Here is a 24,435-nt window from a genome sequence, read left to right as displayed (position 1 = left end):
TTTCAGTGGCGAGCGTGTGCTGCTCAGAGCGTGCGTTGCTGCTCCGCGCCGGCGGCGGGTTGCTCGAACGGCAGCGACATCGCGCCGAGGTCGCGGCGGGTTTCCACCAGCACCAGCGGGCCTTCGTCGAGCGTCACCACGGGCGGACGTTCGCGCGGCACATGCACCGGCTTGGGCTCGGCGGCAATCGCGGCGCGCGCCTGAGCGATGCGCTCGGCGTCCGAGTTGACCCATTGCAGGCCCGAGCTCTCCGCGATCTGTGCGAGTTCGCCCAGCGGCAGTTCGAAGGACTGGACCTTCGGCAGCGCACGGCCATTGGCGACCGAGGGAGCGGCTGCGGGCGCGGCGGCAGGTGCCTTGGCGCTTTCGACCGCGATCGGCGCTGCAACAGGCGCTTGCACCGGTGCGGGTGCAGGGCGTTCGGCGCGAGGCTGCTGCGGTGCGGGTTCGCGCTCTTGCGGCGCTGCGACGGCAGCCGCTTCGGAACGTTCCGACACCTGCGGCACGGGCTCCTGGCGGGCGGCCGGTGCTTGCTGCGTTTCGACGGCTTCCGCCGCGATGACGCCGAGCACGCCTTCCGCGACCGGTGCGTTGGCCGCGCCGGCTTCGCTCTCGTCGCGCGGACCGCGTTCGCGGCGGTCACGGCCGTAACGGTCACGCGAACGGCCGCGGCGCTCGTCGCCGTCGCGGCGCGGTGCCTGGTCGTTGTTGCCGTTGGCGGCGTCGTTGCCTTGATCGACATCGGCTGCCGCGGCTTCGGCGCCACGGGCGTCGGCTTCGGCTTGCGGTGCCTCGTCGCGGCGTTCGCGGCGGCCGTCGTTGCGGTCGCCACGCGGTGCGCGCGGCTCGTCGCGGCCGTTGCGCGGCGCACGTTCGCCCTGCGCGGCGCCTTCGCCGGCTTCGGCGCTGCGTTCGCGCGGCGCACTGCTGTCGCCGTTGCGTTCGCCGCCACGTTCTGCGCGGTCGCCGCGCTCGCCACGTTCACGGCGGGCACGGGGTGCGCGCTCGGTCACGTTGCCTTCTTCGCCTGCGCCGGGAGCCAGTTGCTGGGCTTCGGGGTTCACGTTGCCGTCGAGTGCTTCCGCCGGCAGGTTGCGGCCTTCACGGCCTTCGCCTTCGCGGCGCTCGCCGCGACCACCGCGGCGTTGCTCGCCTTCGCGCGATTCGCGCGGTGCGCGCGCTTCACGCGGCTCGCGGGGTTCGCGCTGTTCGCGTGGCTCGCGTTGTTCACGCGGCGCGCTGGTGCCGTCGGCGCGCAGTTCTGCGGTGCGGCCTTCGCGACCCTCACGGCCTTCGCGTCCTTCACGGCGCTCGCCGCCGCGTCCGCCACGGCGTTCACCGTCGCGACCGCCCGAACGTGCGCCGTTTTCGCCACGACCTTCACCACCACGGCTCTCGCCGCCGCGGCCTTCGCCGCGTCCGCCACGGCGCTGTTCGCCGTCACGTGCGCCGCGTGCTTCGCCATCGCGGCCCGGGCGACCGTCGCGGCGGGGCTTGGGCGGCTCGACCGGAATCACCGCCGGCGCGGGTGCCGGGGCAGGTGCCGGCGTGCCGCCGAACAGGCTCTTGATCCAGCCCATGAAGCCGGTCTGTGCCGGCACCGGTGCGCTCACCACGGGCGGCGCGACGACCGGTGCGGGTGCGGCTGCGACAGGCGCGCGCACGGCTTCCGGCTTGGGCGGCACCACCGGCGCGGGTGCGTCGGGCAGCACGCCCTTGATGACCGGCGTCTGCTTGTTGGTGGGTTCCTGCGAGCGGCGCGTGACGGCCGTCGGGTCTTCGATCTCGTCGGCCATCTTGTAGCTGGCTTCGATGTGGTCGAGGCGAGGATCGTCGTGCTTCAGGCGCTCGAGCTTGTAGTTCGGCGTTTCGAGCGTCTTGTTGGGCACCATCAGCACGGTGACGCGCTGCTTGAGCTCGATCTTGGCGATCTCGGGGCGCTTTTCGTTCAGCAGGAACGACGCCACCTCGACCGGCACCTGGACGTGCACGGCGGCCGTGTTGTCCTTCAGGCACTCTTCCTGAATGATGCGCAGGATCTGCAGCGCGCTCGATTCGGTGTCGCGGATGTGGCCCGAGCCGCCGCAACGGGGGCAGGGGATCGACGAACCTTCGCTCAGCGCCGGCTTCAGGCGCTGGCGGCTCATTTCCATCAGGCCGAACTTGCTGATCGAGCCGAACTGCACGCGGGCGCGGTCCTGGCGCAGCGCGTCGCGCAGGCGGCTTTCGACTTCGCGGCGGTTCTTCGACTCGTCCATGTCGATGAAGTCGATGACGATCAGGCCGCCCAGGTCGCGCAGGCGCATCTGGCGGGCCACTTCGTCGGCGGCTTCGAGGTTGGTGCGGGTCGCGGTTTCCTCGATGTCGCCGCCCTTGATGGCGCGGGCCGAGTTCACGTCGACCGAGACCAGTGCTTCGGTGTGGTCGATCACGATGGCGCCGCCCGAGGGCAGCTGCACGGTGCGGGCGTAGGCCGACTCGATCTGGTGCTCGATCTGGAAGCGGCTGAACAGCGCCGCGTCGTCGCGATAGCGCTTCACGCGGGCGGCATGCTCGGGCATGACGTGCGCCATGAACTGCTGCGCCTGTTCGTAGATGTCGTCGGTGTCGATCAGGATGTCGCCGATGTCGTGATTGAAGTAGTCACGAATGGCACGGATGACGAGCGACGATTCCTGGTAGATCAGGAAGGCTCCCTTGCCGCCCTTGCCCGCGCCGTCGATGGCGCCCCAGAGCTTGAGCAGGTAGTTCAGGTCCCACTGGAGTTCGGGCGCCGAGCGGCCGATGCCGGCGGTGCGCGCGATGATGCTCATGCCCTTCGGGTATTCGAGCTGGTCCATCGCCTCCTTGAGGTCGGCCCGGTCTTCGCCCTCGATGCGGCGCGAAACGCCGCCGCCGCGAGGGTTGTTGGGCATCAGCACCACATAGCGGCCGGCCAGCGAGATGAACGTGGTGAGAGCCGCGCCCTTGTTGCCGCGTTCTTCCTTTTCGACCTGGACGGTGAGTTCCTGGCCTTCGCGGATCGCGTCCTGGATGCGGGCCTGGCTGGCCGACACGCCTTCGGCGAAGTACTGCTTGGAGATTTCCTTGAACGGCAGGAAGCCGTGGCGGTCTTCGCCGTAGTCGACGAAACAGGCTTCGAGCGAAGGCTCGACGCGGGTCACGACCGCTTTGTAGATGTTGCCCTTGCGCTGTTCGCGCCCTTCGATTTCGATTTCGTAGTCGAGCAGTTTCTGCCCGTCGACGATGGCCAGGCGCCGCTCTTCAGCTTGCGTGGCATTGATCAGCATCCGCTTCATGATGCGTTGTCCTTATATGTATCGTTCTACCGGCCCGTGAAGGGCCAACGATGCACGGACGACGCCCGCGAAACCAGGGAATTGCCGCTTGGGCCCCGGATGCTGTCACTGCCGCGCCAGGCGCGAGCAGGCCTCTCGAGCGTTAACTCAAGAAGACAGCCGGGGTGGGGGCGCGTGGATGGGCGCGAGCCAGGTTCGGTGTTGAGTAGCTATCTTTTTGATAGCCGGTTGCGCAAGGGTGGCGCGCGCTACCGATAGTTCAATGCCTGAGGCCGCTGGTCGAAACCAGGCGGGCCAGCGCAGGCAAATTTGAATCAGCAGCATCAACACAACAAGGGACTCGCTTCGATCCGCCTGCAGCTGGATCAGCTGCAGGCTGGGTATTCCGTATCGGTGTTTCGTGGGTGTCGGCTTGACTTGGGCGCCTGCTCTGCCACTTTGCGCAATTGCGCGGGGTTTGCAGCTGGGCGCCGAAGCGGCATCGACCTCACAGCGTGGTCCTGGGTGTTTGATGGCAGTGGACTAAACTTCTGTCTAATCAAGCACTTAAATGACCGCGCTGGTGAAAAACATTATAGGTGCGAAGCAGGGCCCCACGGCTGCTCCAAATCCCGCAGACCGAAAAGCCCCGGATGACGCCGCAGCGCCCGCTTCGGCCATCCAGTTCCTCACGGTCGACGCCGAATCCGCCGGGCAGCGGCTCGACAACTTCCTGTTCCGCCATCTGAAAGGCGTGCCGAAGACGCACGTCTACCGGATCATCCGGTCGGGCGAGGTGCGCATCAACAAGGGCCGGGTGCACGCCGACACCCGCATCGAGGCCGGCGACGTGCTGCGGCTGCCGCCGATCCGGATTTCGGCGCGCGCGGAAGAGGGCGCCACCCCGCCCGCGCCGGCGCGCGAGTTCCCCGTTTTGCTGGAAGACGATGCCGTGCTGGCCCTCGACAAGCCGGCCGGCGTGGCCGTGCATGGCGGCAGCGGCGTGAGCTTCGGCGTGATCGAGCAGCTGCGCACGGCACGCCCGGGCGCCAGGTTTCTGGAACTGGTGCACCGGCTGGACCGTGAAACCTCCGGCATCCTGCTGGTCGCCAAGAAGCGCAGCGCGCTGGTCGCGTTGCAGGAGCAGTTTCGCGAGCGCGAGACCGGCAAGACCTACCTGGCGCTGGTCGAGGGCGCCTGGCCCGCCAACAAGAAGGTGCTGGACGCGCCGCTCGCCAAGTATTTGCTGCCAGACGGTTCCGGTGCGGGCGCCGGCGAGCGCCGCGTGCGCGTGGTCGCCAAGGACCACCCGGACGCCATGCGCGCCATCACGCTGGTGCGGGTGCTGGCGCGGCTCACGCTGCCGGGCGATGCCGGCCCGCTGTCGCTGCTGGCGGTCACCATCAAGACCGGCCGCACGCACCAGATCCGCGTTCACCTCGCGTCGGCCGGCCATCCGATTGCCGGCGACGACAAGTACGGTGAGTTCGAGCGGCAGCGCGCGCTGCAAAAGCTCGGGCTCAAACGCATGTTCCTGCACGCCTGGCGACTGCAGTTCAACCATCCCGCCAGCGGCGAGCGCGTGGCACTGCAGGCCGACCTGCCGCCCGAACTCCTCGCGCTGATGCCGCCCGCCGCCCTCGAGGCGCTGGCCCAACACCCCACTTCCACGGCCCATGACTGAATCTTCCAGACCTCTTCGCTTCGACCTGATCGCCTTCGACTGGGACGGCACCCTCTACGACTCCACGCGCCTGATCGTGCGCTGCATCCAGGCCGCGGTGGTCGACGTCGGCGGCGCCAAACCGAGCGAGAACGACGCCGCCTGGGTCATCGGCCTGGGCCTGGCCGAGGCGCTCGCGCGCGCGGCGCCCGATGTGCCGAAGGAAAAATACCCTGAGCTCGGCGCGCGCTACCGCTACCACTACCTGCAGCACCAGGACGACCTCGTGCTGTTCGACGGCGTGCTGCAGATGCTAGATGCCTTGCGCGCACGTGGTCACAAGCTGGCGGTGGCCACGGGCAAGTCGCGCCGCGGGCTCAATGAAGCGCTCAAGTCGGTGGCGCTGCGCGACCGCTTCGAGGCCTCGCGCACCGCCGACGAAACCTTCGGCAAGCCGCATCCGCGCATGCTGCTGGAGCTGATGGAAGAACTCGACGTGACCGCGGAACGCACGCTGATGATCGGCGACACCACGCACGACCTGCAGCTCGCACAGAACGCTGGCGCCGCCGGCGTGGGCGTGAGCTACGGTGCGCATGAGCCCGCCAGCTTCGACGAATTCAAGCCGCTGCATGTCGCGCACTCGATTGCCGACCTCCAGGCGTGGCTCCTCGACAACGCCTGAGAATTGCGTCATGAGCGAAGAACGCATCCCGCTGTGCAATGCCGCCGACCTGGTCGAAGGCGGCCGGGCCGTGCCTTTCGATGTGGTCCACGGCGGCGAAACCTGCCGCGCCTTCGCGGTGCGTTTCGAGGGGCAGGCGCATGCGTTTCTCAACCGGTGCAGCCATGTCGCGATGGAGATGGACTTCCAGCCCGACCGCTTCTTCGACGACACGGGGCAATGGCTGCTGTGCGCCACGCACGGCGCGGTCTACAGGCCCGACACCGGCGAATGCGCGGGCGGCCCTTGCCGCGGGGGGCTTGTGAAGATCGCCTTGAGCGAGCATGACGGCGTGGTGCACTGGCATACTGACTGGAACCTCCACCCCCTGAGCTTCTGACATGACCGACCCGACCCGAACAGAACCCGAAGGGTTCGAACCATTTGAGCCGGTGCCCCCCAAGAACATGGCCAAAGATCCCACGCAACGTCCCGGCTGGGAGCGCGCCACGCTCGAAAAGCTGGCTTTCGCCGCACTGAACGAACAGAAGGCCTCGCGCCGCTGGAAGACCTTCGTGCGGGTGTCCTGGCTCGCCTTCTTCATCTTCCTGGCCTGGCTCGCGCTGTCGCGCAGCGCGCCGAGCACGGCCAAGACCACGGCCCATACGGCCGTCGTCGAGATCAAGGGCGAAATCGCCAATGGCGGGGACGCGAGCGCCGAGTTCGTGGTGGCCGCCATGAAGACGGCCTTCGAGGACGAGGGCGCCAAGGGCGTGATCCTGCTGATCAACTCGCCCGGCGGCAGCCCGGTGCAGGCCGGCATCATCAACGATGAAATCAAGCGCCTGAAGGCCAAGTACAAGAAGCCGGTCTACGCGGTGGTCGAAGAAACCTGCGCCTCGGCGGCCTATTACATTGCCGCCTCTGCCGACAAGATCTTCGTCGACAAGGCCAGCATCGTCGGCAGCATCGGCGTGCTGATGGACGGCTTCGGCTTCACCGGCGTGATGGAAAAGGTCGGCGTCGAGCGCCGCCTGCTGACGGCCGGCGAGAACAAGGGATTCCTCGACCCGTTCAGCCCCATGAGCGACGCACAGCGTGCCCATGCGCAGACGATGCTCAACCAGATCCACGCGCAGTTCATCAACGTGGTGAAGACCGGCCGCGGCGACCGCCTGAAGCTGGACACGCCCGGCCTGTTCAGCGGCCTGTTCTGGAGCGGCGAGCAAGCGGTTGAATACGGCCTGGCCGACCAACTGGGCAATGTCGACTACGTGGCCCGCGAAGTGATCAAGGCCGAAGAGGTGATCGACTACACGCGGCGTGACAACGTGGCCGAGAAGCTGGCCAAGAAGTTCGGCGCCGCCATGGCCGAAACCACGGTGCGCCTGATGCACACCGCGCCCGCGCTGCGTTGATCGCTTACTTGTCTTCGCCGCTGGCGGTGTAGCGCGCGGAGGCTGCCAGCGCCGCGGCGAAGACCACGACCACATAGAGCGCGGCGGTCAACGAGGTCGCCCGCGCCAGCAGCCCGATCACCGCCGGGCCTGCCATGAAGCCCACATAGGCCACGGCCGACACGGAAGCGATGCCACGCGCCGGCGCCACGCCCGGCACCTTCGCCGAGGCGGAGAACAGGATGGGCACCACGTTCGCGAAACCCACGCCCACGCCCGCGAAGCCGACCAGCGCCAGCCACGGAAGGTCGGTGTTCAGCACCAGCGTCATGGCCGCGGCCGCCAACAGGCCGCTGCCGAGCAGCAGCGAGGTCGGTGCGAAGCGCGCGCGCATGGCGTCGCCGCCGAAGCGCGCCGCCGCCATCGCCGCCGAGAAGCTCGCGTAGGCCAGCGCGGCCTGCTGCTGCGGGCTGCCGACTTCCTGCTGCATGTAGAGCACGCTCCAGTCGTAGATGGCGCCTTCGGCGATCAGCCCCAGCGCGGCGAGCACGCCCAGCACGGCGAGCACGCCGCGCGGCACCAGAAAGCCATGGTTGGCTTCGGTGGCGCCGCTGGTGGCGGGCCAGGGCAGCATGCGCGTCGAGGCGACGGCAACCACCAGCACCATCACCGCGGAGACGATCAGCAGGTGCGCCTGCGCGCCGAGCCCGGCGGCGAGCGCCGCGCTGCCGCTCGCAGCGCCGGCCATGCCGCCCAGGCTGAACATGCCATGCATGCCGCTCATCAGCGGGGTTCCACCGTGCAGTTCGAGCTGCGCCGCCTCGGTATTGATCGACACGTCGAACACGCTGGTCACGAGGCCGAAGGCGGCCAGCAGGCCGAGCAGTGCGGCGTAGCCGGGCATTGCGATCAGGCCGGCCAGCAGCAGTGCGTAGATGCAGCCGCACAGGCCGGCCACGCGGCGTGGCCCGTAGCGGCCGAGCCAGCGGCCCGCGCTGGTCAGCCCGATCATCGCGCCTGCGCCAGCCGCGAGCATCGCCAGGCCGAGTTGCGCCTCGTCGATGCCGTAGTGCGCCTTGACCGTGGGCACGTGCACGCCCCAGGTTGCGAAGATGAAGCCGGCGGAAAAGAACTGCGCGCGCGACGCCCAGCGCGTGGTTGCGGTGACGGCCAGCATGTTCAGCGGCCGATCGCGAACACGGCGGGCAGGCGCTCGTCCGTGGTGCCTTGCGGCTTGGCGCGCCAGGATTTCACGGTCTCGCTGCGCACGTGGGCGCTCGAGAGCGTCAGTCCGCGCGCCACCGCGAGCCGGGTGTTGTGCTGCAAGGTCTGCACGAGCGCTTGGAGCAGCGCCGCGTTGCGATAGGGGGTTTCGATGAACAGCTGCGTCTGGCCCGACTTGAGCGCAAGCGCCTCGAGCTCGCGGATGCGCGTCTGGCGCTCGACCGCGTCCTGCGGCAGGTAGCCGACGAAAGCGAAGTTCTGGCCGTTCAGTCCGCTGGCGGCCAGCGCCAGCAGCAGCGAGACCGGGCCGGTCAGCGGCACCACCTCGATGCCCAGTTCATGCGCGGCGCGTGCCACCGAAGAGCCGGGGTCGGCCACCGCCGGCATGCCGGCTTCGCTGAGCAGGCCGATGTCGTGGCCTTCGAGCGCGGCGGCCATCAAGGGGCGGGCGTCGAACTGGCCAGCGTGGTCGCCTTTCTTGTGCACTTCGCGCGGCAGTTCCTGGATGGTCTGCGCCTGCAGGGGTGCGGCCAGCGGCGCGACGGCGTCGATGCGCTTCAGATAGGCGCGCGCGGACTTCGCGTTCTCGCAGATCCAATGCGTGATGCCGGCGGCGGTCTGCAGCGTGCCCAGCGGCAGGGCGTCCTGCAGCGGGGCTTGGACGTCGCAGCCGAAATCGAGCGGCGCGGGCACGAGGTAGAGCTTTCCTTTGGCTTGTGTCACAGCAGGTCGACTCCCGCGGCGCGCAGCATCCGGCAGGTGCGGATCAACGGCAGGCCGACCAGCGCGGTCGGGTCGTCGCTGTCGATCGCGCTCAACAGCGCGATGCCGAGGCCTTCGCTCTTGGCGCTGCCGGCGCAGTCGTAGGGTTGCTCGGCTTGCAAATAGTGTTCGATGGCGGCGTCGGGCAAGTCGCGGAACACCACGCGCACGGGAGCGATGTCGCGCTGGACAAAGCCTGTGGCATGGCACACGACGGCCACGGCCGTCTGGAAGACCAGCGTCTGGCCGCGCATCCGGCGCAGTTGGGCGGTGGCGCGGGCATGGTCGCCGGGTTTGCCGAGCGCCTCGCCGGCCAGGTCGGCCACCTGGTCGGAGCCGATGACCACGGCTTGCGGAAAGCGGGCGGCCACGGCGTTGGCCTTTGCCAGCGCCAGACGCACGGCCAGGTCGTGCGGCGTTTCGCCGGGCAGGGGTGTTTCGTCGACTTCCGGCGACTGCACGTCGAAGGGCAGTCGCAGTCGGTTCAGCAGTTCGCGACGATAGCGCGAGGTCGAGGCGAGGATCACAGTGCGTTGCATGGCCACGATTGTGCGTGAGCCCGCCTGGCTCCTCTGGCTTGTCCCGAACCGGTGAGGCGGCAGGCGCGATAGACTGGCGCGGATGAAGAGAGAATTTGCCCCCGAACGGCTCAATGTGCCCGGTTTCACCGCCGCCGCAGCCACCCTGGAAGCCGCCGACCCGGTTCCCAACTATGCACGCCTGGTCGCTGAACTGGCGGCTCCGGCGCCCGATGCCCTGGTCCGCTGGACGGCCAGCGGGGAAGAGCGCCCCGGCGCGGACGGCAAGCCCGTGGCCTGGATGCACGTGGAGGCCGAAGCTGTGGTGCCGCTGGTCTGCCAGCGCTGCCTGTCACCGGTCGACACCGAGATCTTCGCGGACCGCTGGTTCCGTTTCGTGGCGGACGAGGCCACTGCGGAGGCGGAAGACGACGATTCCGATGAAGATTTGCTCGTGCTGAGCCGGGATTTCGATCTCCACACGCTGATCGAGGACGAGCTGCTGATGGAAATACCCGTCATGCCCGTCCATGACGTCTGCCCGGTCCCGGTCCAGCTGTCGTCCAGCGACGAGGACTTCAAGGCCGCCGAAGAAGCCAAGCCGAACCCCTTTGCCGTGCTCGACGGATTGCGCGGGCGCAGGCCGGAAGATGGTTCGAAAGAGGGCAAGTAGCCCTTTCGCTCAGGCTGGGCTATAATCATGGGCTTCGCGCGCGCCGCCGTGAGCAGCAATGCAGACAAGGACATTCCATACATGTCGCTGCATTGCCACCGCTTGAGCCCGCATCCTTTCACTCACATCACAGTCCAGGAGCCATCATGGCCGTCCAGCAAAACAAGAAGTCGCCTTCCAAGCGCGGCATGCACCGTTCCCACAATGCGCTGGTCGTGCCCGGCATCGCCGTGGAACCGACCACCGGCGAAACGCACCTGCGTCACCACATCAGCCCCAACGGTTTCTACCGTGGCCGTCAGGTGCTCAAGAACAAGTCCGAAGCCTGATCTCGCATCCCAAGGCCAAGGCCCGAAGCTACTTCTGCCGTAGCGTCGGGCCTTTGTTTTGATGGCTACGCCTTCTTCCCCCGAAATCACTGCTGCGCCTTCCGCAATCACGCTCGCCGTGGATTGCATGGGGGGCGACCATGGGCCGCGCGTCACGCTCGCGGCCTGCCGCGCGTTTCTTGAGCGGCATAGCGAGGCCTCGCTGTTGCTGGTCGGTGCGCCGGCCGCACTGGCGGGCTTTGCCGCGCATCCGCGTGCCCGCATCGTCGCTGCCAGCGAAGTGGTGGGCATGGACGACCCGATCGAGATTGCGCTGCGCAAGAAGAAAGACTCTTCGATGCGCGTCGCGATCCAGCAGGTCAAGGATGGCGCTGCTCAGGCCGCCATCTCGGCCGGCAACACCGGTGCGCTCATGGCGATCGCGCGCTACCTGCTCAAGACGCTCGACGGCATCGATCGCCCCGCGATTGCCCCGCAGCTCCCCAACGCCAAGGGCGGGGCGACGACCGTGCTCGACCTGGGTGCGAACGTCGATTGCGACGCAGAAGACCTGCTTCAATTTGCCGTGCTCGGCTCGGCGTTGGTCTCTGCTTTGACGGGCAACGAGTCGCCGTCAGTCGGTTTGCTCAATATTGGCGAAGAGGCCATCAAGGGCAGTGAAACGATCAAAAAAGCGAGTCAACTGCTGCGTACGGCGGCCAACTCCAAGGATCTCAACTTCTTCGGCAACGTGGAAGGCAATGACATCTTCAAGGGAACGACCGATATCGTCGTCTGCGACGGCTTCGTTGGAAATGTGGCGCTGAAGGCCAGCGAAGGCGTTGCTTCGATGATTGGTGAATTCATTCGCGTCGAGTTTTCGCGAAACATCTTCACCAAAGCGGCTGCGATCGTGGCTTATCCGGTGCTAAAAGCCTTTAAAAGCCGCCTGGATCATCGTCGATACAACGGCGCGGCATTGTTGGGGTTGCGCGGCCTGGTGTTCAAGAGCCATGGTTCTGCGGACGAAGTGGCTTTTGGGCACGCGCTGGATCGCGCTTATGATGCCGCTCGCAACAACCTGCTCGATCGCGTGCGGGCCCGCATCGCCCACGCCGCGCCTTTGCTCGCGCGGCAGGAACCGGCGGCGCCGGTCGACGCGACGGCCCTTCACGTTTGATGACTCCTTATTCACGCATTACCGGCACCGGCAGCTATCTGCCCCCACGCCGCGTGACCAACGACGACCTCGCCAAGGAATTGGCGACGCGCGGCATCGAGACCTCCGATCAGTGGATCATCGAGCGCACTGGCATCCACGCACGGCATTTCGCCGCGCCGGACGTCACCAGCAGCGATCTCGGCTTCGAGGCTGCCAGGCATGCCCTGGAGTCCGCGGGCCGCAAGGCCAGTGACATCGACCTGATCATCGTCGCGACCTCGACGCCCGATATGGTGTTTCCGTCGTCGGCCGCGATTCTTCAGCACAAGCTCGGTATCGCGGGGTGCCCGGCGTTCGACGTCCAGGCGGTCTGCAGCGGTTTCGTCTATGCGTTGACCGTCGCCGACGCGATGATCCGCACCGGCACCGCGCGCTGTGCGCTTGTGGTCGGCGCTGAAGTGTTCTCCCGCATCCTCGACTTCAACGACCGCACGACCTGCGTGCTGTTCGGTGACGGCGCGGGCGCGGTGGTGCTTGAAGCCAGCGAGCAGCCCGGCATCCTGGCCAGCGACCTGCATGCGGACGGCAAGCACGTCGGCATTCTTTGTGTGCCGGGCCATGTGTCCGGCGGCAACGTGCTGGGCACGCCGCTGCTGCACATGGACGGCCAAGCCGTCTTCAAGCTCGCGGTTCGCGTGCTCGAAGAAGCGGCGCGTGCCACGCTGGCGAAGGCTGGAAAGACGGAGGCCGACATCGACTGGCTCATTCCTCACCAGGCCAACATCCGCATCATGGAAGGCACGGCCAAGAAGCTCAAGCTGCCGCGCGAAAAGCTGATCGTCACGGTCAACGAGCACGGCAACACCTCGGCCGCCTCGATTCCGCTGGCGCTCGACGAAGCCGTGCGTTCCGGCAAGGTGAAGAAAGGCGAAACCCTCATGCTCGAAGGCGTGGGCGGCGGCTTCACCTGGGGCGCAGTGCTCCTGAATCTGTAGTGTGTTGCGGCGGCCCGAATGGGGCTGCTGCATTCCAGACGACACATCCAAAATGAAATCCTTTGCTTTTGTCTTTCCGGGTCAAGGCTCGCAAGCGGTCGGCATGCTCGACGCCTGGGGCGATCACCCCGCCGTGGCCGAAACGCTGCGTGAAGCCTCCGATGCGCTGGATGAAGACATCGGCGCGCTGATCAAGAACGGCCCGAAGGAAGAGCTGGCGCTCACGACCAACACCCAGCCCGTGATGCTGGTGGCAGGCATCGCCGCGTGGCGCGCCTGGCTTGCCGAAGGCGGGGCGACGCCTTCTGTCGTGGCCGGTCATTCGCTCGGCGAGTACTCGGCGCTGGTGGCTTCGGGCGTGCTGACGCTCTCGCAGGCGGCGCCGCTCGTGCGTTTCCGCGCGCAAGCGATGCAACAGGCTGTGCCTGTGGGTGTCGGCGCGATGGCGGCGGTGCTCGGCATGGAGTCGGGCAAGGTGGTGGCGGGGTGCGCCGAAGCCACGGCCAGCTTTGGTGCCGGCAGCGCCGAAATCGTCGAGGCCGTGAATTTCAACGACCCGATGCAAACCGTGATCGCCGGCAGCAAGGCCGCGGTCGACAAGGCCTGCGAACTGCTCAAGGCCAATGGTGCCAAGCGAGCGCTGTTGTTGCCGGTGTCGGCGCCTTTCCATTCGAGCCTCATGAAGCCCGCGGCGCAAGCGCTGCGCGAAAAATTGGCCTCGATCGCGCTGGCCGCGCCTCGGATTCCCGTGCTGAACAACATCGACGTCGCTGTCGAGACCGATGCGGATCGCATCCGCGACGCCTTGGTGCGCCAGGCGGCCGGCCCGGTTCGTTGGGTCGAGAGCGTGCAGGCCTTGAAACTGCGCGGTGTAGCCTCCATCATCGAGTGCGGCCCCGGCAAGGTGCTGGCCGGCATGGTGAAGCGCATCGCCCCCGATCTGGAGTCCGCGTCGGTGTACGACCCGGCCACGCTCGCGGACACCCGACAATCGCTCGCCGGCTGAACGGCGCCAAGGCCTCGACACTTTTTTCTTTATGAGCATTCCCAAATTCGAAGGGCAAGTCGCCCTGGTCACCGGCGCAACGCGCGGGATCGGTGCGGCCATTGCGCTGGAACTGGCCCAACGCGGCCTCAAGGTCGTGGGCACCGGCACCACCGACGATGGCGCCGCCAAGATCACATCGGCGCTCAGTGCCTTCGACGGACGCGGCCGTGCGCTCGACGTGAATGACGGCGCCGCCGTCGAAGCCCTGATCGACGAGATCGTGAAGGCCTACGGCGCAATCCACGTGCTGGTCAACAACGCCGGCATCACGCGCGACACCCTCGCCATGCGCATGAAGGACAGCGACTGGGATTCGGTGCTCGACACCAACCTCAAGGCGGTCTTTTGCCTTTCGCGCGCCGTGATCCGTCCGATGATGAAGCAGCGCTATGGCCGAATCATCAGCATCACCAGCGTTGTCGGCGCATCCGGCAATGCCGGACAGGCCAACTACGCCGCCGCCAAGGCCGGTGTCGCGGGCATGACCCGTGCGCTGGCCCGCGAGCTCGGCAGCCGAAACATCACGGTCAACTGCGTCGCACCCGGTTTCATCGAGACGGACATGACGGCCAGCCTTCCCGAAGCCCAGCAACAGGCGCTGCTCCAGCAGATCCCCCTGGGGCACCTGGGCAAGCCGGCGGACATCGCGCACGCAGTGGCCTACCTCGCATCGCCCCAGGCGTCCTACGTCACGGGGCAGGAGCTGCACGTCAACGGCGGCATGCACATGTAGCCGCAAGGCGCAATCTTTTCCCGCACCGGGTGCACGGCAAATGCCACAATGCGCCCGGCTAAAATCCACAGATTACCTACAACCCTCAGAGGGAACCAAATGAGCGATATCGAAGCACGTGTCAAGAAAATCATCGCCGAGCAACTCGGCGTGGAAGAGTCTCAAGTGACGAATGAAAAGGCCTTCGTGGCCGACCTCGGCGCTGACTCGCTCGACACGGTCGAACTCGTGATGGCACTCGAAGACGAGTTCGGCATCGAGATCCCCGACGAAGATGCCGAGAAGATCACCACGGTGCAAAACGCCGTCGACTACGCCACCAAGAATCAAAAGGCCTGACAGGCCAGCTGAGCACACTGCAACTGCGGCCGGCGGCTTTTCTTTAAACCGCTCGCGCCGACAGGCAACTGTTCAGCGCTTCCAGAAAGGTTTGCCGGCATGACCAAACGCCGCGTCGTCGTGACCGGGCTCGGTTGCATCGCTCCTGTCGGAAACACCGCAACCGAATCCTGGGCCAACCTGTTGGCCGGGAAGTCGGGCATTGCGAACATCACCGCGTTCGATGCAAGCGCCTTCGCCTGCAAGTTCGCAGGTGAGGTCAAGGGTTTCGACATCACCCAATACATCTCGGAGAAAGAAGCGCGTCACATGGACCGCTTCATTCATCTGGGTCTCGCCGCCGCCATCCAGGCGGTGCAGGACAGCGGACTGCCCACCGGCGAAGCGCTGCCCTATGAAAAAGCCGTGCGCATCGGTTGCAACATCGGCTCGGGCATCGGCGGTCTGCCGATGATCGAACAGACGCACGGCGAACTGGTTGCTCGCGGCCCGCGCCGCGTGTCGCCGTTCTTCGTGCCGGCGTCGATCATCAACATGATCTCCGGCCACGTCTCGATCAAGTACGGCTTCAAGGGCCCGAACATCGCGGTCGTCACTGCCTGCACCACGGGCCTTCATGCCATCGGCACGTCAGCTCGCATGATCGAGTACGGCGACGCCGACGTCATGATCGCCGGCGGTGCCGAGTCGACCATCTCTCCGCTCGGCATCGGCGGCTTCACCGCGCCTCGCGCGTTGAGCACCCGCAACGATGATCCCGCCACGGCTTCGCGTCCCTGGGACAAGGACCGCGATGGTTTCGTGCTTGGCGAGGGCGCCGGCGTGCTGGTGCTCGAGGAGTACGAACACGCCAAGGCGCGCGGCGCCAAGATCTACGCGGAAGTCGCGGGCTTCGGCCTGACCGGCGATGCTTATCACATGACTGCGCCCGACGTCGACGGTCCCCGCCGTTCGATGGCCATGGCGCTGTCCAACGCCGGCGTCAATGCCGACGAGGTTCAGTACCTCAACGCGCACGGCACTTCCACGCAGATCGGCGACCTCAACGAGACCAATGCGGTCAAGCTGGCGTTCGGCGATCACGCGAAGAAGCTCGTCGTGAATTCGACCAAGTCCATGACCGGCCACCTGCTGGGCGGCGCGGGCGGCATTGAATCGGTGTTCACGGTGCTTGCGCTGCACGAGCAGAAGAGCCCGCCGACCATCAACATCTTCAACCAGGATCCGGAGTGCGATCTCGACTACTGCGCCAACGAGGCGCGCGATCTGAAGATCGATGTCGCGGTCAAGAACAACTTCGGCTTCGGCGGCACCAACGGCACGCTGGTGTTCAAGCGCGCTTGAGCATTGCTTTTTCATGCACAGCGCACCGTCGGTGACTTATCCGGTGGGGCGCTCGCGGGGCGCAACCCGGATTCTCCTTGTCCTTTGGGCCCTGGGCGCATGTTGCGCGGGCGCGTCCTGTTATCTGATCGATAGCAGCGGATGGCGCCAGCTGCTGCTGGTTTTCAGTGTCGTTTTCTCCGGCGTTGCCGCGGGCTTCGGTTTGCGGCGTGATGGCGTGGGCGTGCTGCATTTCGACGGGCTGCACTGGTCGCTGACGGGGGCTCATGCGTCCCGGGGCGTGCATGCCGCGCGGGTGCTGGTGGCGCTCGACTTCCAGTCCTTGATGCTGCTTCGGCTCAGCGAGCCGGGGCGTGCGCGCCGTTGGGTCTGGGCCGAACAGCGCGCCTTGCCCGAGCGCTGGCGCGATGTGCGCCGTGCGGTATATTCGCGCCCCCCGTCCGCCGCGCCTGCGGGCGACACCTGGCGCGCGACGGCCCCTGCCGACGCGCCCTGAACTTTCGTCGATGACCACTTCTCCGCCGCCCGTGCCGCCGGATTCCGGCCTGACCGAGGCGCCCGAAGGGGCGCCTCGCCCGGGCGAGGTCGACTTTCAACTGGTCCAGCGCACGGTCGCAGGTGATCAGAAGGCCTTCGAACTCCTGGTCATCAAGTACCAGCGCCGCATCGAGCGCCTGATCGGGCGGATGGTGCGCGATGTCGACCTGGTCGAAGACATCGCCCAGGAGACCTTCATTCGGGCCTACCGCGCGCTGCACCAGTTCCGCGGCGATGCGCAGTTCTACACCTGGCTTTATCGGATCGCCGTCAACACCGCCAAGAAGGCGCTCGTGGACATGAAGCGCGATCCGACTGTCTCCGAAGCGGCATTGAGGCCGTCTTCTGATGACGACGATGAAACTTACCGTCCTGGAAACGAACCAACCACCGACGAAACCCCTGAATCCATCCTGGCGGCGAATGAAATCGCCAGCGCCGTCGAGGCTGCCATGGACGCCCTGCCTGCCGAATTGCGGCAAGCGGTGACGCTGCGTGAAATCGAGGGCATGAGTTACGAAGAGATCGCCGAGGTCATGGATTGTCCGATCGGCACGGTGCGTTCGCGTATTTTCCGCGCGCGTGAGGCCATTTCGGCCAGGGTCAAACCGATGTTGGACAACCAGTCCGGCAAGCGTTGGTAAGCAAGCAGGTGAATGAAATGAATCAGACGATGACGGTTCGTGAACAGGTGTCCGCACTTGCGGATGGTCATTTGCAGGGCGAGGCGTTCGCGCAGGCGATCGAATCGGTCTGTGCCGGTGGCGAGGCGCGCGCGGCATGGCAGGCGTACCACGTGGCGGGCGACGTGCTGCGCTCGGGTTCCCACGCGCCGTGCAGCGACAGCTCGGCGTTTCTCGCGCGTTTCCAGCAGCGGCTGGCGGCGGAGCCTGTGGTGTCCGTGCCCGCCGCGGTGCCAGTTGTCGCGCCGCTGGCGCTGCCGGTTCAGCCCAGGGCGGAAGCGGCGAACGAACCGGTGTTCCGCTGGAAGCTGGTGGCTGGCGCCGCGTCGCTGATGGCTGTGGCCGCCATCAGCTGGACGCTGGTCGGCAATGGTGCCCCTGTGCCGCAAGCCGGTGCCCAGGTGGCGTCGGTGCAGCAACAACAGCAACCGGCGGTGAATTCGGTGCTGGCTGCGGCGGCCTTCGGGAGCGACCAGCCTGCTGCCAACACACTTACTCCGACCCGCGTGATCGTCGGCAACGGCAACCCGCAGGTCATGCTGCGCGATCCGCGGCTGGACCAGTTGCTCGAGGCCCACCAGCAAGCCGGCGGCGCATCGCAGATGCCTTCCGGTTTCCTGCGCAACGCGACCTTCGAGGGGCCGACGCGCTGACCGCGCGCGCCCGCAGCCGCCCGCAATGACCGTTCAGATGCCGATCTCCGCACGTGCCTGCGTGCTCGTGTTTGCTGCCTTGTGCCTGGCGCAGACCTCGACCGCGCAAACCCGCTCGGGTGCCGTGAATGCGAAGAGCCCTGCGGCAACGACCCAGACCGACGAACCACCGGCAATGAGCGTCACCGAATGGCTGCAGCGCATGCATGCGGGCGCTCGCCAGCGCAACTACATCGGCACCTTCGTGGTGTCGGCGCCGGGCGGTGACCTCTCGAGCGCGCGGATCTGGCATGTGCGTGACGGCGAGCACCAGATCGAGCGCATCGAGGCCCTGTCGGGGCCGCAGCGCTCTACCTTCCGGCGCAATCGCAGCGTCATGACCTTCCTGCCGGAAGCGAAGGTCGTCAAGGTCGAGAAGCGCGAGAACCTCGATCTGTTCCCCAATCTGCCGGACAAGCCCGATCTGTCGATCGGCGACTTCTACGACGTGCGTGCCGTCGGCAAGGATCGCGTGGCCGGCTTCGACGCCGACGTGGTGCAGCTCGTACCGCACGACGGGCTGCGTTTCGGCTATCGCATCTGGAGCGAGCGCCGTTCGGGTCTCGTGGTGAAGCTGCAGACCCTCGACAGCGATTCACGCGTGGTGGAGCAGTCGGCATTCTCCGAGCTGCAGCTCGACGCACCCGTCAAGGCGCAGGCGCTCTCGCAGATGATGGCCAACACCTCGGGCTACCGCGTCGAAAAGCTGGAGCTCGAGCGCAGCAACGCACAGGACGAGGGCTGGATGCTCAAGGCGCCCGTGGCGGGTTTCAAGCCCCGCAGCTTCTTCCGCCGACCGACGGCGGCCGGCGACAGCAGCGACAAGCCCAAGCAGGATGCGACCACCGTCCAGTGGACCTTCTCCGATGGCCTGGCCTCGGTGTCGCTTTTCATCGAGCGTTACGACGCGGCGCGCGCCCCGCGCGACGGCGTGTTGACGATCGGCGCGACGAATGCCATCCGCCGGCGCCTGCCCGAGCCGGCCAGCGACTGGTGGCTGACGGCCGTCGGCGAAGTGCCTCAGCAGACGCTCAACGCATTCGCCCAGAGTCTTGCGCGCACGCGTTGATGGCGGCAGGGTTGCGGACAATCGCCCATTGAGCATCCATCGCCGATTGCGCTGAACCAAGCACGCAGCGCAGACTCACAAACATTGTTTCCAGCCGCTCTGTTCTTTTGAAAGAAAACCGATGATCTTCAAAGTCGAGGGACACAAGCTTCGTTCCGGCCTGCTGGCTGTCGCACTTGCGCTGACAGCGAGCGCGAGTTTCCTGCCGGTGGAGTCGGCCCAGGCGCAGACGCGCACGCTGCCCGATTTCACCGACCTGGTCGATCAGGTCGGCCCGTCCGTGGTCAACATTCGCACTGTGGAGAAGGTCGCGCAACGCGGCGGCAACGGCGAGATGGACGAGGAAATGCAGGAGTTCTTCCGCCGCTTCTTCGGACAGCCTATTCCGGGTCAGCCGGGGCAGCAGGGCCAGCCACGTTCGGGCCCGAGGCCGAACAAGCCTGCCCAGCCGCAGGAAGAGGAGCGCCCGCGCGGTGTCGGCTCCGGTTTCATCCTGACGGCGGATGGGTACGTGATGACCAATGCGCACGTCGTGGAAGACGCCTCCGAGGTGATGGTCACGCTGCCGGACAAGCGCGAGTTCAAGGCCAAGATCGTCGGTGCCGACAAGCGCACCGACGTGGCGGTGGTGAAGATCGAGGCCACGGGCCTGCCTGCCGTGAAGGTCGGTGACATCTCCAAGCTGCGCGTCGGCGAGTGGGTGATGGCCATCGGTTCGCCGTTCGGCCTCGAGAACACCGTCACGGCCGGTATCGTGAGCGCCAAGCAGCGCGACACGGGCGAGTACCTGCCGTTCATCCAGACCGACGTGGCCATCAATCCCGGCAACTCTGGCGGGCCCCTGATCAACATGCGCGGCGAGGTGGTGGGCATCAACAGCCAGATCTATTCGCGCTCGGGTGGCTTCATGGGCATCTCGTTCTCGATCCCGATCGACGAGGCGATTCGCGTGAGCGACCAGTTGCGCACCTCGGGACGTGTTTCGCGCGGGCGCATCGGCGTGCAGATCGACCAGGTCACCAAGGATGTGGCCGAGGCCATCGGCCTGGGCAAGGCGCAGGGCGCGCTGGTGCGCGGTGTCGAAGCGGGTTCGCCGGGCGAGAAGGCCGGCGTGGAGCCGGGCGACGTGATCACCAAGTTCGACGGCAAGGCCATCGAGAAGCCGAGTGACCTGCCGCGCCTGGTGGGCAACACCAAGCCAGGCACCAAGAGCACGCTCACGGTGTTCCGACGCGGCGCCTCGCGCGACCTGAGCGTGACCATCGCCGAGATAGAAGCCGACAAGCCTGCCAAGCGCGCGAGCGATCGCGACGAGCCTGCACCCAAGCCGCCGGCGTCTGCCGCAGCGAAGTCGCTGGGCCTGGCTGTGAGCGACCTGACCGATGCGCAGAAGAAGGAGCTCAAGATCAAGGGCGGTGTGAAGGTCGACGCCGCCAGTGAAGCTGCAGCCCGTGCCGGTCTGCGCGAGGGCGACATCATCCTGGCCGTGGGCAACGCCGAGGTATCGAACGCGCGGGACTTCGAGTCCGTGGTCGGCAAGGCGGACAAGAGCAAGGCGCTCAGCGTGCTGTTCCGGCGAGGCGATTGGGCGCAGTACGCACTGATCAGGCCCGCACGCTGATCTGGCGCTCGCGTCAAGTGGCCCCACCCCGCAGTCGGGTTTGGGGCCGTTTTTTTGAGGTGTTTACGACGTTCTGCGGCAGCCCGTGAAAAAAATCTTGGGGGCTGAAAGCACTGGTAATTGTTAGTGAAAACTAACTTATATATAGGCTAAGGACGGATTTCGGTAGAATAGGGCGCTCGCGATGGTCGGTCAGCGCATAAGGAGCGCCCGGACCTTCACGATGCGAGATGTTAGACAGCAGTCCACCGGTGCTCCACAGATCGCCCACAAGTTGTTCAGCAAGTGCTCCACCGATCCTGTTGATAACCTGTTTATATCTTTGATGTTGTGGACCTGCAACGACCCCTTTGGACCCTGTTCCCGGATGTACGCGTCTCCCTTTTTGCCTACAATGAAGTTCCAACTACTGCAGTTGCCATTGCTTGTTGGTTCAGGGCGCGTCTCCAGAAGACGCGCCCTTTTTTCTTGCCCGTCGCACTCTGCGGCTGAGCCAATTCAAGTACTTAAACGTTCCCGTTGATGAATCACATCAGAAATTTTTCGATCATTGCGCACATCGACCACGGCAAGTCGACGCTCGCAGACCGTTTGATCCAGCGTTGCGGCGGCCTCGCGGAACGCGACATGGAAGCGCAGGTGCTCGATTCGATGGACATCGAAAAAGAGCGTGGGATAACCATCAAGGCACAGACCGCCGCACTGCACTACAAGGCCCTCGATGGGCAGGTCTACAACCTCAATCTGATCGATACGCCGGGTCATGTCGACTTCTCGTATGAAGTGAGTCGTTCGCTGTCTGCATGCGAGGGCGCGCTGCTCGTCGTCGACGCATCGCAAGGCGTCGAAGCGCAGACGGTCGCCAACTGCTACACCGCGCTCGACCTCGGCGTCGAGGTGGTGCCGGTGCTCAACAAGATCGATCTGCCGAATGCGGATCTCGACAACGCGCGCACCGAAATCGAAGACGTGATCGGCATCGACGCGACCGACGCGATTCCTTGCTCGGCGAAGACCGGCGTCGGCATCGACGAGATTCTCGAGGCCATCATTGCCCGCATGCCCGCGCCGCGCGGCAACCCCGACGGGCCGCTGCGCGCCATGATCGTCGACAGCTGGTTCGACGCGTACGTCGGCGTCGTCATGCTAGTGCGCGTGGTCGACGGACGGCTCGTCAAGGGCGAGCGCATCAAGATGATGGCGTCCGGCGCGATGTACAACGCCGACAGCATCGGTGTGTTCACTCCCGGCAACGAACCGCGCCCTTCGCTCGAGGCCGGCGAGGTGGGCTACATCATCGCGGGCATCAAGGAGTTGCAGGCGGCCAAGGTCGGGGACACCGTCACGCTGATCAGGCCCGGCACCGGTGGCGCAGCGGCCACGGCCACCGAGGCGTTGCCCGGCTTCAAGGAAATCCAGCCGCAGGTGTTCGCGGGCCTGTACCCGACCGAAGCGAGCGAGTACGACTCGCTGCGCGACGCGCTCGAAAAGCTCAAGCTCAACGATTCCTCGCTGCGCTACGAGCCCGAGGTGAGCCAGGCGCTCGGCTTCGGCTTCCGCTGCGGCTTCCTCGGCCTGCTGCACATGGAAATCGTGCAGGAGCGCCTGGAGCGCGAGTTCGACCAGGACCTCATCACCACCGCCCCCAGCGTGGTCTACCAGGTGGTCAGGAACGACGGCGAAGTGATCATGGTCGAGAACCCGTCCAAGATGCCCGACGTCGGCCGGATGTCGGAAATCCGCGAGCCCATCGTCACGGTGCATCTCTACATGCCGCAGGAGTACGTAGGCTCGGTGATGACGCTGGCCAACCAGAAACGCGGCGTGCAGCTGAACATGGCCTACCACGGCCGCCAGGTCATGCTGACCTACGAGATGCCGCTGGGCGAGATCGTGCTCGACTTCTTCGACAAGCTGAAGTCGGTGAGCCGCGGCTACGCCTCGATGGACTACGAGTTCAAGGAGTACCGCGCGTCCGATGTGGTCAAGGTCGACATCCTGCTGAATGGCGAGAAGGTCGATGCGCTGTCCATCATCGTGCACCGCAGCCAGTCGCAGTACCGCGGCCGGGCCGTGGTGGCGAAGATGCGCGAGATCATTTCACGCCAGATGTACGACGTGGCGATCCAGGCGGCCATCGGGGTCACCATCATTGCGCGTGAGACAATCAAGGCGCTTCGCAAGAACGTGCTGGCCAAGTGCTACGGCGGCGACATCTCCCGCAAGAAGAAGCTGCTCGAGAAGCAGAAGGCGGGCAAGAAAAGAATGAAGCAGATCGGCTCTGTCGAGGTCCCGCAAGAGGCCTTCCTCGCGATTCTGCAAGTCGAAGACTGATCAAAAAATGGCATTCATCACCTCCCTGGTCCTTGCGGCTTTCGCTGCCTATGTCGGTTCGTGGTATTTCGGCGCGATCGAAGGCAACTTCGCATTGCTGCTGTTCCTGGCCACGGTGATCACCGGCCTCTACTGGGTGGCCGAGCGCTTCTACTTCCTGCCGAAGCGGCTGCACGCGGCCGCCAGGCTGGAAGCCTCCCTGGCCGAGCGCAACGCGCGCCTGGCTGAGCAGGGCATCAAGCAGGTGGACACCGCCGACGCGAAGGCCAGCGAACGGCTGCTGATGCAGCCCTGGTGGCTCGACTGGACAGCCGGGCTGTTCCCCGTGATCCTGGTGGTGTTCCTGCTGCGCTCGTTCCTGTACGAGCCCTTCAAGATCCCGTCGGGCTCGATGATGCCCACGCTGCTGACCGGCGACCTGATCCTGGTCAACAAGTTCACTTACGGCCTGCGCCTGCCGGTCATCAACACCAAGATCACCGACGGCACGCCGCTGGCGCACGGCGACGTGGTGGTGTTCCGCTACCCGCCCAAGCCGAGCATGGACTACATCAAGCGCGTGGTCGGCCTTCCCGGAGACGAGGTGGCCTACCTGAACAAGAAGCTCACCATCAACGGCCAGCCGGTGTCCAAGCAGCCCGATGCCGACTACCTCGACAGCGAATCGATGCGCCTGCTCAAGCAGTTCGACGAGAAGCTGGGCGAGAAGCAGCACAAGATCCTGAACGACGACGCCGCACCATCCTTCGTGCCCGGCGCCAGTGATTTCCCGGGCCGCGAAAACTGCCGCTACTCGGTGGAGGGCGTGGTCTGCAAGGTGCCCGCCGGAAGCTACTTCATGATGGGCGACAACCGCGATAATTCGGCCGACTCGCGTTTCTGGGGTTTCGTGCCGGACGGCAACATCGTCGGCAGGGCGTTCTTTGTCTGGATGAACTTCGGCGATCTGGGTCGCATCGGTCCGTTTCAATAAACAATCACCAGCATTGTTCGAGGGGTAAGAGGGCATGAGAACACATCGGTCAGTTCGCAGCAGGGCTGCGCAGCAGCGCGGCATTTCGTTCATCGGGTTGGTGTTCGTCGCGGTGGTGCTCGCTTGCGTGGGCGTCGTCGTCGCGCAGGTCATTCCGACGCTGATCGAATGGCAGGCGATCGACAAGGCCGCCAACAAGGCCAAGGAGGGCACGACCGTGCCCGAAGTGCGCGCCATCTTCGACCGGGCCCAGGCCATCGACGACTTCAAGTCGGTCAGCGGCAAGGACCTTGATATCAAGAAGGTCGGCGACAAGGTCGTCGTTTCGTATGCGTACGAGCGCGAGATTCCCCTGTTCGGCCCGGCCTACCTGACCCTCAAGTACAAGGGCGCGTCCCGCTGAACGCGGCGCTTAAAA

The 24,435-nt window shown here is 65.9% G+C and carries 24 protein-coding genes; 20 read left to right on the top strand and 4 right to left on the bottom strand.

Going from position 1 to position 24,435, the window contains the following annotated elements:
- Positions 1-23 precede the first annotated feature (23 nt).
- Positions 24-3,299 carry an Rne/Rng family ribonuclease gene (locus tag AC1DJH_RS04705; RefSeq protein ID WP_478184864.1) on the bottom strand — a complete coding sequence of 1,092 codons (3,276 nt, stop codon included), beginning with the start codon at positions 3,297-3,299 and terminating at the stop codon, positions 24-26.
- 562 nt (positions 3,300-3,861) lie between these two features.
- Between AC1DJH_RS04705 and AC1DJH_RS04700 the strand changes: the two genes are divergently transcribed.
- From AC1DJH_RS04700 to AC1DJH_RS04685, 4 genes are read left to right on the top strand one after another with little or no spacing between them, the layout of a single operon-like run.
- The gene (locus tag AC1DJH_RS04700) at positions 3,862-4,962 is read left to right on the top strand and encodes an RluA family pseudouridine synthase (protein ID WP_478184863.1); all 1,101 of its coding nucleotides are present in this window, start codon (positions 3,862-3,864) and stop codon (positions 4,960-4,962) included.
- Positions 4,955-5,626, top strand: a complete 672-nt coding sequence (locus tag AC1DJH_RS04695) for an HAD family hydrolase (protein ID WP_472116546.1) — start codon at positions 4,955-4,957, stop codon at positions 5,624-5,626. The genes AC1DJH_RS04700 and AC1DJH_RS04695 overlap by 8 nt, the downstream gene beginning before the upstream one ends.
- A 10-nt stretch (positions 5,627-5,636) precedes the next feature.
- Positions 5,637-6,005 (top strand): Rieske (2Fe-2S) protein, encoded by a 369-nt coding sequence (locus tag AC1DJH_RS04690; protein WP_435493734.1) that lies wholly within the window; start codon positions 5,637-5,639, stop codon positions 6,003-6,005.
- Between the two features lies 1 nt (position 6,006).
- A complete protein-coding gene (locus AC1DJH_RS04685) occupies positions 6,007-7,023 on the top strand; it encodes a S49 family peptidase (RefSeq protein WP_435435246.1) in 1,017 nt (338 codons plus the stop codon).
- Positions 7,024-7,027: 4 nt separating this feature from the next.
- Here the strand turns inward: AC1DJH_RS04685 and AC1DJH_RS04680 are convergent, their stop codons facing one another.
- The 3 genes from AC1DJH_RS04680 to AC1DJH_RS04670 are packed head-to-tail and all read right to left on the bottom strand — an operon-like array spanning position 7,028 to position 9,527.
- Entirely contained in the window at positions 7,028-8,179 is a 1,152-nt protein-coding gene (locus tag AC1DJH_RS04680) for an MFS transporter (RefSeq protein WP_478184862.1), read from the bottom strand.
- A 2-nt stretch (positions 8,180-8,181) separates the two neighbouring features.
- Entirely contained in the window at positions 8,182-8,949 is a 768-nt protein-coding gene (locus AC1DJH_RS04675) for an SAM-dependent methyltransferase (RefSeq protein ID WP_472116554.1), read from the bottom strand.
- On the bottom strand, positions 8,946-9,527 hold the full coding sequence (locus AC1DJH_RS04670; RefSeq protein ID WP_478184861.1) for a Maf family nucleotide pyrophosphatase: 582 nt from the start codon (positions 9,525-9,527) through the stop codon (positions 8,946-8,948). The genes AC1DJH_RS04675 and AC1DJH_RS04670 overlap by 4 nt, the downstream gene beginning before the upstream one ends.
- A gap of 82 nt (positions 9,528-9,609) precedes the next feature.
- Here AC1DJH_RS04670 and AC1DJH_RS04665 point away from each other — a divergent pair, with 82 nt between their 5' ends.
- From AC1DJH_RS04665 to AC1DJH_RS04590, 16 genes are all read left to right on the top strand, one after another.
- A complete protein-coding gene (locus AC1DJH_RS04665; protein WP_478184860.1) occupies positions 9,610-10,179 on the top strand; it encodes a YceD family protein in 570 nt (189 codons plus the stop codon).
- Between the two features lie 146 nt (positions 10,180-10,325).
- On the top strand, positions 10,326-10,508 hold the full coding sequence (gene rpmF, locus AC1DJH_RS04660) for a 50S ribosomal protein L32 (RefSeq protein ID WP_007830466.1): 183 nt from the start codon (positions 10,326-10,328) through the stop codon (positions 10,506-10,508).
- 61 nt (positions 10,509-10,569) lie between these two features.
- A complete protein-coding gene (gene plsX / locus AC1DJH_RS04655; protein WP_472116563.1) occupies positions 10,570-11,667 on the top strand; it encodes a phosphate acyltransferase PlsX in 1,098 nt (365 codons plus the stop codon).
- Positions 11,667-12,644, top strand: coding sequence for a beta-ketoacyl-ACP synthase III (locus AC1DJH_RS04650; protein ID WP_472116566.1), 978 nt, complete (start codon positions 11,667-11,669; stop codon positions 12,642-12,644). Before plsX ends, AC1DJH_RS04650 begins: the two co-directional genes overlap by 1 nt.
- A gap of 52 nt (positions 12,645-12,696) precedes the next feature.
- Positions 12,697-13,650, top strand: coding sequence for an ACP S-malonyltransferase (fabD, locus tag AC1DJH_RS04645; RefSeq protein WP_478184859.1), 954 nt, complete (start codon positions 12,697-12,699; stop codon positions 13,648-13,650).
- 31 nt (positions 13,651-13,681) lie between these two features.
- A complete protein-coding gene (gene fabG / locus AC1DJH_RS04640) occupies positions 13,682-14,425 on the top strand; it encodes a 3-oxoacyl-ACP reductase FabG (protein ID WP_435483052.1) in 744 nt (247 codons plus the stop codon).
- Positions 14,426-14,524: 99 nt separating this feature from the next.
- A complete protein-coding gene (acpP, locus tag AC1DJH_RS04635; RefSeq protein WP_007830471.1) occupies positions 14,525-14,764 on the top strand; it encodes an acyl carrier protein in 240 nt (79 codons plus the stop codon).
- A gap of 99 nt (positions 14,765-14,863) precedes the next feature.
- A complete protein-coding gene (gene fabF / locus AC1DJH_RS04630) occupies positions 14,864-16,108 on the top strand; it encodes a beta-ketoacyl-ACP synthase II (protein ID WP_435435255.1) in 1,245 nt (414 codons plus the stop codon).
- A gap of 13 nt (positions 16,109-16,121) precedes the next feature.
- Positions 16,122-16,604, top strand: a complete 483-nt coding sequence (locus tag AC1DJH_RS04625; protein WP_435435256.1) for a hypothetical protein — start codon at positions 16,122-16,124, stop codon at positions 16,602-16,604.
- 10 nt (positions 16,605-16,614) lie between these two features.
- Positions 16,615-17,289 (top strand): RNA polymerase sigma factor RpoE, encoded by a 675-nt coding sequence (rpoE, locus tag AC1DJH_RS04620; RefSeq protein WP_478184858.1) that lies wholly within the window; start codon positions 16,615-16,617, stop codon positions 17,287-17,289.
- Between the two features lie 17 nt (positions 17,290-17,306).
- Entirely contained in the window at positions 17,307-17,981 is a 675-nt protein-coding gene (locus AC1DJH_RS04615; RefSeq protein ID WP_478184857.1) for a sigma-E factor negative regulatory protein, read from the top strand.
- Positions 17,982-18,006: 25 nt separating this feature from the next.
- A complete protein-coding gene (locus AC1DJH_RS04610; protein ID WP_472116576.1) occupies positions 18,007-19,089 on the top strand; it encodes a MucB/RseB C-terminal domain-containing protein in 1,083 nt (360 codons plus the stop codon).
- 121 nt (positions 19,090-19,210) lie between these two features.
- Complete coding sequence (locus AC1DJH_RS04605) at positions 19,211-20,710, top strand: DegQ family serine endoprotease (protein WP_478184856.1); 1,500 nt, start codon at positions 19,211-19,213, stop codon at positions 20,708-20,710.
- A 522-nt stretch (positions 20,711-21,232) separates the two neighbouring features.
- Complete coding sequence (gene lepA / locus AC1DJH_RS04600; protein ID WP_435435261.1) at positions 21,233-23,044, top strand: translation elongation factor 4; 1,812 nt, start codon at positions 21,233-21,235, stop codon at positions 23,042-23,044.
- Positions 23,045-23,051: 7 nt separating this feature from the next.
- Positions 23,052-24,017 carry a signal peptidase I gene (lepB, locus tag AC1DJH_RS04595; RefSeq protein ID WP_472116581.1) on the top strand — a complete coding sequence of 322 codons (966 nt, stop codon included), beginning with the start codon at positions 23,052-23,054 and terminating at the stop codon, positions 24,015-24,017.
- A gap of 34 nt (positions 24,018-24,051) precedes the next feature.
- A complete protein-coding gene (locus AC1DJH_RS04590) occupies positions 24,052-24,420 on the top strand; it encodes a DUF4845 domain-containing protein (RefSeq protein WP_435435263.1) in 369 nt (122 codons plus the stop codon).
- Positions 24,421-24,435: the final 15 nt, after the last annotated feature.

The organism is Variovorax sp. 10N412, assembly GCF_056394985.1.
Note: the sequence above shows the minus strand (reverse complement) of the source record. Positions and strands in the feature narration are given on the sequence as shown.